We start from the raw sequence: 10,379 nt of genomic DNA on the forward strand, positions 1-10,379 counted from the left end.
GAATTATAAGCGGTAGCCGTAACTTCCAATGTTTCCCGGCTTTGACAGGAAAACAGAACGGCAGTACAAAGAATGGTTAACAGGTAAGTGGTAGTGTGTTTTTTCATAGCGACATACTTATAGTGTAATTGTTAGTTTAACAAATTTAGACAGAGGTCGTTTTAAGTCAAGTAAATAGTAAAAAATTAAAATAACTCTTGTTGCTCACCAATAGAAAGTGGCTGAGGGGCCGATAATCCTAAACCACACTCTTGGTTTAGCCGTCGTACCAAGTAAATGCTGAGGTCTACACACAGGGCTTCTTCAGGCTGGTGAACAATGAAGTACACCTCTTGAATTCCCTGCGTAATCCATTTCTTGATTCGTTCAACCCAAGTATCAATCCGCAGATAATCCGTATGGTGAAGCCGATTCCCGACAAAACGGATCATTACACTGGGGTTAGTCAGCCGCATATGTACTACGTCGCGACGTCCGGCCGTATCAGTGATTACTGTGCTAACCTTTAATTCTTCTAACAATTGAAAAGCCCGATCTTGGATTCGTGGTTCACTGAACCAATCGGGATGGCGAAATTCTATTGCGAGCGGAATATCTTGAGGCCAGTACTCCAAGTAGTTAAAAAGGGACTTGCCCTGCTGAGGGTGAAATGTGGGCGGGAGTTGCATAAAGGAGATTCCTAGCTGATTACTAAAAGCGCGTAGTGCTGGAGTGAGCTGTTCGGTCGCATAAATTCCTTGTCCAAAATCGCCCTGATGACTAATGGATTGAGGTAGTTTCGGGCAAAAAGTAAATGAATCTTCTGCCTTCTCCTTCCACTGAATTACCTGATCTACGCTGGGAAGCTGATAGTGGGTACTGTTGAGTTCAATGGTTGAGAAGTGCTGTGAATAGTGAGTGAGATATTCTTTAGCGGGAGTTTTGGGTGGATAAATTTTTCCGATCAAGTCGCGCTCTCCCCAACGGGCAGAACCGACAAATACTCGTAGGGTTGCGGAAGTTGTTTGATTTTCAAGCACTTGCTGGGTAGCCGGGTGGTCGGGCGGAAGAGTGAAATTAACCCGCGATATATCAGCTAGTTTTCCGAATTTCATACAAACAAATACGTGAAACGACGAATCTGCGTTGGCAGTTTTATCAGGATTACTAACTTGCGTCATTTCTAGCTAACATGCAAAGATTTCTGCGCTTTATGGGAATAGTGGTAGTTGGGCTAGCCACTAATCATTCTTTCGCACAAGTAGGCGGGCAACGTATTTTTGAGTTTTTAGAGATCAGCCCAACAGCTCAAATTACGGCTTTAGGTCGCCAGCAAGTAGCCTTAGGTGACGATTCAACCCGAGTGCAGGAAGTGACCCAATTTCTGTTTAATCCGGCTCTCAATCAGCCTGAGCTTCATCAGCAAATTTCTATTCACTACACTCCCTACTACGCCGATATTTCTCAGGTATCGCTGGGGTATTCCTATCATCGCAAAGCAGTCGGCACGTTTGGGGTCGCGCTTCAGTACCTAAATTATGGTTCGCTGGAAGGGTTTGATGCTGCTGGTTTACCGATTGGCAACTTTTCTGCTCAAGATTTTGCCGTAGTCATTAATTACATCCACGAGATGCGACCGTTTAGGTTGGGTGGAAACTTAAAGTGGGTGAATAGTCAGATTTCCGGTTACACCGCAACTGGGTTGTTAGCTGATATCTCGGGAGTATTCCGGCATCCTACGCAGGATCTAACAATAGCATTAGTATTTAGCAATTTTGGGATCTTACTACAAGACGAACTTTCTCCGAGCATTCGAGAATTGCCTACTGACGTAAAGATTGGAGTGTCAGTAAAGCCACAATTTATGCCGTTTCGCTTCCATCTGACCACTTACCGGCTTATTCGAGGGTATGGTTATTGGGAGCAGGATGGAAACGAATTAGGAGTTGGCGGACAAATATTGCGGCATCTATCATTCGGCTCCGAGCTGCTGCTTAGCCCTAACTTTCAGGTGCGTATTGGCTACAACCATTTGACTCGAAGTGCGTTACAGTTACAACAAACAGCCGGCGGAGCGGGACTTACCTACGGATTAATGTTTAGAACCAGTACATTTAGGGTTGATTTTAGCCGAGCAGTTCTCCACGCTACCGGAGCTTATAATCAGTTTTCACTATCGTTAGATCTGAATCAATTATTTTTCCGTAATCCTTAGCATAAAAATCACTCGCTTCGGCGATCCGACCTCATTCGTCATAAATTGTAATTATTGAATCCTATAAAATTCAAAATCAAGATAATAGAGCATGTTAGCAGATAAGAAGTACTTAACCCCCCGTCAGATTGTTGCTGAATTAGATAAGTATATTATTGGGCAAGACGATGCAAAAAAGAATGTGGCGATTGCCCTTCGTAATCGCTGGCGGCGGATGCATGTGACCAGCGATATGCAAAACGAAATTATCCCGAACAATATACTAATGATTGGTGCTACCGGAGTGGGAAAAACCGAAATTGCCCGCCGCCTAGCTAATTTGGCCGATGCGCCATTCACTAAAGTAGAAGCATCAAAGTTTACTGAAGTAGGCTACGTTGGTCGCGATGTAGAAAGCATGGTGCGCGACTTGGTCGAGCAGTCGGTGAATTTAGTAAAAGAACGCAAGCAAGAGGAGGTAAAAGAGAAAGCAGCGGAGTTTGTGGAAGAGATTATTCTGGATGCTTTGATACCTCCCATCAAAAGCACTCCTTCACAAAATAAACCGGCATCAGTAGGTTTTGAAACCAACAGCGAACCTACCACCGATGAAGAACTAAACCAACGCACCCGTGAGCGATTTCGGGAGAAAATCCGCAGCGGAGAAATTGATGACCGTAAAATTGATATTAACATAAAGCAGGCTGGTAACCCCGGAGTAGGCATGATTGGTGGGGGTATGGTTGACGAAAGTTCGCTGATGAACTTGCAGGAGATGATTGGCAATATGATGCCCAAAAAGAACAAGAAACGTAAGGTCAGCATTGGTGATGCCAAGCGGATTCTACTGGAAGAAGAGGCTGCTAAGCTAATCGATATGGATGAGGTGAAGGAAGAGGCTATAAAAAAGGCGGAGAATACCGGAATCATCTTCATTGATGAGATAGATAAGGTTGCAACGGGTTCCGATCGAAAAGGCGGCCCTGATGTGAGTCGAGAAGGCGTGCAGCGTGACTTGCTACCTATTGTAGAAGGTAGTGCTGTGAATACTAAGTACGGAATTATTCATACTGACCATATTTTGTTTGTATCAGCGGGAGCGTTCCATGTATCTAAACCATCTGATCTAATTCCCGAGTTACAAGGGCGCTTCCCAATTCGGGTTGAATTGAATGATCTCACGAAAGGTGATTTTATTCGTATTTTACAAGAACCAAAAAATGCTTTAACCAAGCAGTATCAAGCCTTATTTGGCGCGGAAGATGTTACGCTAGAATTCCAAAGTGATGCACTGGATGCTCTGGCTGATATTGCTTTCCAGATTAACTCAGAAATCGAGAATATTGGCGCGCGACGGTTGCATACTGTCATGAGCCATTTGCTTAACGACTTTTTATTTGATGTGCCCGATGAAATTGGCCCGAACGCTCATCTGGTAATCACTAAAGATATGGTGGAAGAAAGTTTATCAGGATTAGTGAAGAATAAAGATTTGAGCCAGTTTATTTTATAGAAGGAAGAGTGTTTAGGGCTTGAAATATGAGGCTCTTGTTATGAAACCAGTACTGAAAGATGTCTGGCGACAACTCGTAATCTTTTTTGGGCGGTAGGAGTGGCCTAAATGCTAACCTTGCTTAATGTTTATTACGATGAGCAAAAATTCAAGGAAGATATTGTTGTTGTAGTTGAGGAAGATACCGAGATCGAAGATATAACTACGAAAAAATCAAGGTAAATCGAAGAGCAGATACTAAGGGTGCGAGCTGCTCTATTAATTTTTAGTTCTAATCAATCTTTATACCCCTTCTCTTTTTTATACTTCGTATTTCAAATTTTCATTGTTCACTGCTCATTGAAAAATGCACTATTATTTTATAACCGGAACCAGTAGAGGAATTGGTAAAGCCCTAGCCGAACGAGCTTTGGAGGAAGCGAATGTGCAAGTCGTGGGTTTTTCCCGTCAACAAAGAATTGAACACCCCCACTACACACATCACTCGCTCGATTTATCGAATGTAGATAGTTTAGGGTCTACAGCCGAAACCATATTTACCAAACTCCCCAATGCCGAGCGAATTGTGCTGATTAATAATGCCGGAACATTAGGCGATGTGAAATACTTCGGTTCACTTGAAGATAGTAAGATTGATCAGCTCTTCTCAGTGAACGTTACGGCACCGGCAATTCTAATGAATCACTTTATTCGGGCTTATCAGACAGCAGAAGCCGAACGAATTATCATCAATGTTTCATCGGGAGTCTCTCGGTACCCAGTGGACGGTTGGTCGGGCTATTGTGCTTCCAAAGCGGCCTTAGATATGCTATCAGAAGTAGCTGCTTTAGAACTGAAAGAGCAAAACGTCCAACATTTTCGAGTACACGCGGTAGCTCCGGGTATTGTAGATACCCAAATGCAAACCAGCATTCGCGATGTAGATGAACAGAATTTTAGCCGTCTGCAAAAGTTCAAAGACTATAAGTCTGAAGGAGCTTTGGATAACCCTCAGCAAACTGCGGATAAATACTTCTACTTAATTAACCACCCCACAGAATTTCAAGAAGTCCGTCAGGATGTTCGGGAATTTTAAAAGCCATTTCGTAAGGTTACGAATAGTAGGTATCATTTAAATCAATAATGTAGGTGGGTTAGCCTTTTTCGTTACTAGATTTCTTCCAACGGTATAGCAGTACAAGCTTGCTGGCTCAAAAGAATACATTAGTCCATCTATTTCAATATCCTTCGTTATATCAATTGTAGTTACCGTAATTTCATATAGTTCATGCTTATTGCAAAATGTCCTTACATTTTTCAACTCTCCCGGGTTTTTTGCATAGCGGTTTGTCCATTTTATTTCATTACATCAAGCTGGTTTTTGTTTCTCATTTAAGGAAACAAAATCAACCTCGCCAGATTGCCACCTAGCGTAGTAAAGCTGTGAATTCTGACAATGTTGCCACTGCGAAAAAATAGCGGTTTCAACCATATTTCCTATAAAATCATCGGTGGCATTGATTGGAGAGAATAGTGCACTACGTAATGATGGATTGGTGAGATAAATCTTAAAGAAGTTGGCCCGTTTAAACTTTTTTCCAGTTTGATCTATTCGATGAATGATCTTAATTAAGAAAGCAGCCTCTAAATAGGTGAGATATTTTTTGATAGTATTCTTTGCAACACCAGAGTTTTGGGAAATTTCATCGAGTGACATCTCATTGCCAGAATTATAGGCAATGTAGGTAAATAAGGAGTTCAGTTCTTGAATATCACTGATTCCATATAAGCTAGGCAAATCCCGCATTAATACTTTATCAATGATATCATTACGAATATATCTTCCTGGGTCAGATTGGATAACTTTTGATAAGGATAGTTCTGGATAGCCACCAAAATTTATATAGTTCAAAAAGTGCTCATTGAGTTTACTGATATTATAAGTAGAGTAAAATGCTTTGTTAAAAACGCCATTCTCGTTCTCAACAGTTTTACTGGTTACCTTAATAATATTTTCACTATTAGTTAATGACAAAAATTCGTGAAAGGTTAGGGGAGGTAAAATAAATTCCGTAAACCTTCCAGCACCTGATTCTTGACTCTTTAGTTTTAAAGCAGCGGCGGCAGAACCAGAAACAATAAACTTGATATAGTGATAAGAATCGACTAAAGATTTTAAATGAATTTCCCAATCTTTAAGATACTGAATTTCATCAAAAATGATATAGCAATTCTCTGTTGACTTTTTTGATTGAAGTTGGAGGTATAGCTTTACCAGCTCCTCGAGAAATATTCCGTTGTAGAGTGGGGTCTCAATAGAAAAGTAACAAATATTATCAGGTGGTATACCATCTTCTATTAGCTTTTCAATAGTATGATAGAGAATGACTGTTTTTCCAACTCTGCGTGGTCCCATTAAAACCAAAGCTCTTTTAACTCTTTTTTCAGTAATTAAAGGATAAAGGAGTTGAAAGTATTCTCTGGCTCTCATATTCCCATAATATTCGTCAATGGTGCTTGACTCCCACCAAGGATTCTCAAACCGAATTCGGTCTAATACTTATTCCGTAGAAAACTTTATTGCCATATAAGATCAAATGTTTAATCTTATACAAAGCTATCCATAATAATAAGATTAGTGAAATAATCTTATTCTAGCTAAGAAGGTTTGATTCAGAAAATCGGCCAAGATTTAGCAATCATCCAGATAGCTATTATAACTATACGTTAATCCATCGTAGAGGCCCCAACCAAATTGATAGGTTTGATCTATTAATCTACGACAATCAACCCTATATTCTTGCTCTAATTGTTCTTCCTTTATAAGTTTGCAGGCTTCCTCGAATGAGCTTTCTAATGAGTTGTAAAACGGCTCGTCTATATCTCCGTACGCCTTAGTATACTCGATCATCATTTCTGCTCTATACAGAAGTAGTTCGATGACATCTTTATTGAATTTTGATATTTTCTTAAAATCACTTACCACTTTTCGACTGGTCTGGTTACTTGCTCTACCAAAACCTCGTTTCGGAAAATATTCCTGTTTGATCCGTGCTTTGAACTCGTTTAGAACAGCAGTAGTATCCTGACTTAGTTCAAGTTCATAATACTTCTTTACATCTCTGAATTTTGAGTAGAGCTTTTTTATCTCATTTTCTAGCTCCTTCTTATCCAAATCTTTTAAGTATCTATTCAATTCGGTCTTAACTGACTTTTTCATTTGGTTAAATGCTTGCAATCGTTAGTTAAAGCAGAAGCTATTGTTTAAGCGTTGATTATTTTGTGTTTGGCGATAAATTCGGGGTCAATCTCAACTCCACTGCCTACGCCAGAAGGCAAATGTAAAACCCCGTTTTCAGGTTTTAGTGAAGATGTTTTGCACTCAAAGGGTACATCGGTGCTTAGACCCTTAAATTCGTGGTAAGGGCCAGCATTGGGTAGAGCGGATACAAATTGCATCATGTAGATATAGCCAAGTCCGGTTCCCGAAATATGGGGCACACAAGAATAACCCTTGGTAGCAGCCATACGAGCAACTTTCATACAGCGAATCATTCCTCCGAAGTAGAACAGATCTTGCTGCACCATTTGCACCGCTTCGTTGCCAATTAGCCAGCGAAAATTCCGTAGACTCACCTCACCACCACCCGAAGCAATCGGTATGTCCAGAGCATCGGCAGTGAGTTTCCAGTCTTCGTACCAATCAGTAGGCACTGGCTGCTCAAAAAGATCGATACGATTCTCCTGGAGCAATTTGCCAATGCGAATAGCTTCGGGCGCACCGTAGCTGCCGTTACAGTCTGCGTAAATGGTTGTATCATCGCCAAAAGCCTCCCGCATCATCGGAATAAGACGCTCGGTGCGTCCGGTAGGTTGTTCGGGGTTGCTTCGTCTTCCCCCAATCTTAAATTTGACTGCTTTGGCGTTGGTTTCCGCCTGGAGTTGTTTAATTCGTTCAATACTTTCTTCCGCGGATTTCCCCCGATTATTGTTAGCGCGGTAGATGGCAATCTCCGTATTACGAATATCTCCAATGAGTTGGCCCATACTTTTTTGAGCGATACGTCCCAGCAAATCCAGAACCGCCATTTCTGCTGTAGCCACTGGAATCCATAGGGTATAACCTTGGTATTTATAGTTGTTCTTGTACATAAACACCCCTTCAATCAGTTGATCCAGATCTCGGGCATCTTTACCTACAAAGTAAGGGTTTACTAGCATTGTCTGTATAGGGTAGAGGTGAGGCATTCGGAGGTTATGCCCTACACAGTAGCCCTCGGCACCGTCGGTGGAACGTACTCGTACCATGTAATTACTATTGTAGTTCAGCAGTTCACAGCTTTCAATCATCACTGGGTCGGGAAAAAATTCACGCTTCAAGACTGGTTGAGCTAACGCTTGGTCCAATTCAGTATAATCGGCCGAAGTGAGAGTAGGAGAAGTAGCCTTCACCGATGGTAGAAATGGTGTGCTAGCACCCGCGGCTAAACCAGTTTTTATAAAGTTTCGTCGGTTGTGCATAATAAAACTAGTAAGACGACCATTTGTCTAATACTTGTATTGTTAGACTCTGGTTCAATTAATAATACAGTTCATTTTTAAGCTTGAGGCTGAATACGTCCTAAGCTATTAGACAAAAATAATGGGATTGTCTCGTATTGGCTTTTTCAACTCAGGTGGTAAACCAAAGTTTTCATCTATAAAACGATCAATTTCGCCTAGCGTTTTTTCGGAAAGAAGGTTCGTGATTTCGTCTACGGCTGTGCCACTAATCATATACGGCAGAAACGAATAAATACAACGGTTATCTACAAAGTGACCGTAAATCTGGTATTCTTCTAACGAAGGCTGCGCCTCCCCCGTAACTAAGCAGTTTTCTAACCAAGCGGGAGCATTAAGTGAATCTGAATGCATTAGTTGATCCCGTCGCTGGTGAAAGTCAACCCGATTTTCAAAAAACTCTTGAATACGAGATAGCGAAGAGAGCGATAATTCTTTTCGCATTTGTTCGGCACAATTAAGGCACATTGCGTACTCAAAAATCACGTCAGTGGTTTTAAATTCAGGATAATTGCGAAATGCCTTCTCTACCAAATATTGGGTATTGGGTGCTTGCAGTGCCCGATCACAAGAAATACAGTGCTCAAACGGAGCCTTTGTATTATGTGAATAGAATAGCTCGGGAATACTACCGTACTCTTGTTTGATAAATTGTCGGGATACCCTTTCGTTTCGATCACTACTGTTTTCCTCCATATATTCTTACTATATCGTTGTTCCAACAATAACTATTAATTCAAGAATTACAAAGCTCCCTATTATTTTTTCGCTAATTTATCGCTTCATGACTGAACCTACCCCCAACGCTGAAATTACGCTCTCATCAGCGGCTGGAAAATGGATTCTTGCCTCCACTATTCTGGCTTCTAGCATGGCTTTTATTGACTCTACTGCTTTAAATGTGATTTTGCCCTCATTGCAAAATGACCTTCAGGCCAACGGTACCGATATCTTTTGGATATTAAACGCCTACTTGTTAATGCTGGCTTCACTTATTCTAGTAGGAGGCTCGTTGGGCGATAAGCTAGGCAGGAAGAAGGTTTTCATGATTGGGATAGTCATTTTTATGATTGGATCAGCCGCTTGTGGGCTCTCACCCTCAGTAGAATGGCTAATTGGTTCCAGAGCAGTGCAAGGCATAGGGGGAGCACTAATGATTCCGGGTAGCCTTTCGATTATTTCAGCTACTTTTCATAATAAGGAAAAAGGTAAAGCAATTGGAACCTGGTCGGCAGCAACTACTCTGGTTACTGTGGGTGGTCCCATACTAGGCGGCGCTTTGGGGGATGCCGGATTGTGGCGAGCCATCTTTTTTATCAATTTGCCCATCGGACTGGCTTCATTAGTTGTTCTTTCTCGGAAGGTGCCTGAAAGCTCTGATGATAGTCTGGATCATCGCCTTGACTACGCCGGAGCTACCACAGTGGCGTTAGGACTGGCATTGCTTACTTTCGGCTTCTTAGAAATTCCTGAGTTTGGTTGGAGCCATTGGAAAGTATATAGTGCGTTAGTCGTTGGAGCGTTGTTGTTAGCCAGTTTCATTCGCATCGAGCAAGTGAAGAACAATCCAATGGTGCCCCTCCGCTTATTTAACAATCAAACTTTCACCGGGGCAAACTTGATAACCTTTTTGTTGTATGCTGGGCTATCGGTTGGAATGCTGTTTCTCTCCTTAAACTTAGTTCAAATTCAGGGCTACCGGCAAGTACAAGCTGGTATGACTATGGTACCCTTCACAATCTTACTAGCGTCTTTAGCCCGTTATGTCGGGGGATTGGTCGATCGTTACGGTTCTCGTTGGCTACTAGTGAGCGGGTCAACGTTGGCAGGGTTAGGTTTTCTTTGGTTCTCAACTGTTGGACTTACCAATGGTCCCTCTGAGTTCTGGACCACCTATTTTCCAGGGATTCTATTATTTGGTCTGGGTATGTCCTTGACAGTTGTTCCTCTCACTACCACCGTGATGACCGCCGTAGCTGATCAGAACGCAGGAACAGCGTCGGGTATCAATAATGCGATGACCCGAACCGCTAACGTATTTGCTAATGCCACCGTTGGCGCATTAGCGGTGATATTGTTTACTAACTTTTTAACCCCGGCGGTCGATTCACTATCGCTAGAAAATAGCACTCGGGATTTGGTGATGTTACAGGC

9 protein-coding genes are annotated in these 10,379 nt (G+C 41.9%); 4 read left to right on the plus strand and 5 right to left on the minus strand.

The genetic code is table 11. The annotated features are described in order from the left end of the window. Positions 1 to 185: 185 nt before the first annotated feature. Positions 186 to 1,160 carry a DUF72 domain-containing protein gene (locus WBA23_RS20060; protein WP_424584061.1) on the minus strand — a complete coding sequence of 325 codons (975 nt, stop codon included), beginning with the start codon at positions 1,158 to 1,160 and terminating at the stop codon, positions 186 to 188. Between the two features lie 11 nt (positions 1,161 to 1,171). Between WBA23_RS20060 and porQ the strand changes: the two genes are divergently transcribed. The 3 genes from porQ (at position 1,172) to WBA23_RS20075 (ending at position 4,761) form a co-directional block, all read left to right on the plus strand. Then, positions 1,172 to 2,194 carry a type IX secretion system protein PorQ gene (porQ, locus tag WBA23_RS20065; RefSeq protein ID WP_424584062.1) on the plus strand — a complete coding sequence of 341 codons (1,023 nt, stop codon included), beginning with the start codon at positions 1,172 to 1,174 and terminating at the stop codon, positions 2,192 to 2,194. Between the two features lie 91 nt (positions 2,195 to 2,285). Next, the gene (gene hslU / locus WBA23_RS20070; protein ID WP_424584063.1) at positions 2,286 to 3,686 is read left to right on the plus strand and encodes an ATP-dependent protease ATPase subunit HslU; all 1,401 of its coding nucleotides are present in this window, start codon (positions 2,286 to 2,288) and stop codon (positions 3,684 to 3,686) included. Positions 3,687 to 4,032: 346 nt separating this feature from the next. Then, the gene (locus WBA23_RS20075; protein ID WP_424584064.1) at positions 4,033 to 4,761 is read left to right on the plus strand and encodes an SDR family NAD(P)-dependent oxidoreductase; all 729 of its coding nucleotides are present in this window, start codon (positions 4,033 to 4,035) and stop codon (positions 4,759 to 4,761) included. 273 nt (positions 4,762 to 5,034) lie between these two features. On the opposite strand, the gene WBA23_RS20080 is transcribed toward WBA23_RS20075, so the two are convergent. From WBA23_RS20080 to WBA23_RS20095, 4 genes are all read right to left on the minus strand, one after another. Further along, on the minus strand, positions 5,035 to 6,156 hold the full coding sequence (locus tag WBA23_RS20080) for an ATP-binding protein (RefSeq protein ID WP_424584065.1): 1,122 nt from the start codon (positions 6,154 to 6,156) through the stop codon (positions 5,035 to 5,037). 201 nt (positions 6,157 to 6,357) lie between these two features. Beyond that, entirely contained in the window at positions 6,358 to 6,885 is a 528-nt protein-coding gene (locus WBA23_RS20085) for a DUF6155 family protein (protein ID WP_424584066.1), read from the minus strand. 44 nt (positions 6,886 to 6,929) lie between these two features. After that, a complete protein-coding gene (locus tag WBA23_RS20090; protein ID WP_424584067.1) occupies positions 6,930 to 8,186 on the minus strand; it encodes a mandelate racemase/muconate lactonizing enzyme family protein in 1,257 nt (418 codons plus the stop codon). A gap of 108 nt (positions 8,187 to 8,294) precedes the next feature. Continuing rightward, a complete protein-coding gene (locus WBA23_RS20095; protein WP_424584068.1) occupies positions 8,295 to 8,921 on the minus strand; it encodes a hypothetical protein in 627 nt (208 codons plus the stop codon). 88 nt (positions 8,922 to 9,009) lie between these two features. Between WBA23_RS20095 and WBA23_RS20100 the strand changes: the two genes are divergently transcribed. Then, on the plus strand, positions 9,010 to 10,379 hold a 1,370-nt coding region (locus WBA23_RS20100), incomplete at its 3' end, for an MFS transporter (RefSeq protein ID WP_424584069.1).

This window comes from Tunicatimonas sp. (genome assembly GCF_049647865.1).
Taxonomy (GTDB): domain Bacteria; phylum Bacteroidota; class Bacteroidia; order Cytophagales; family Cyclobacteriaceae; genus Tunicatimonas.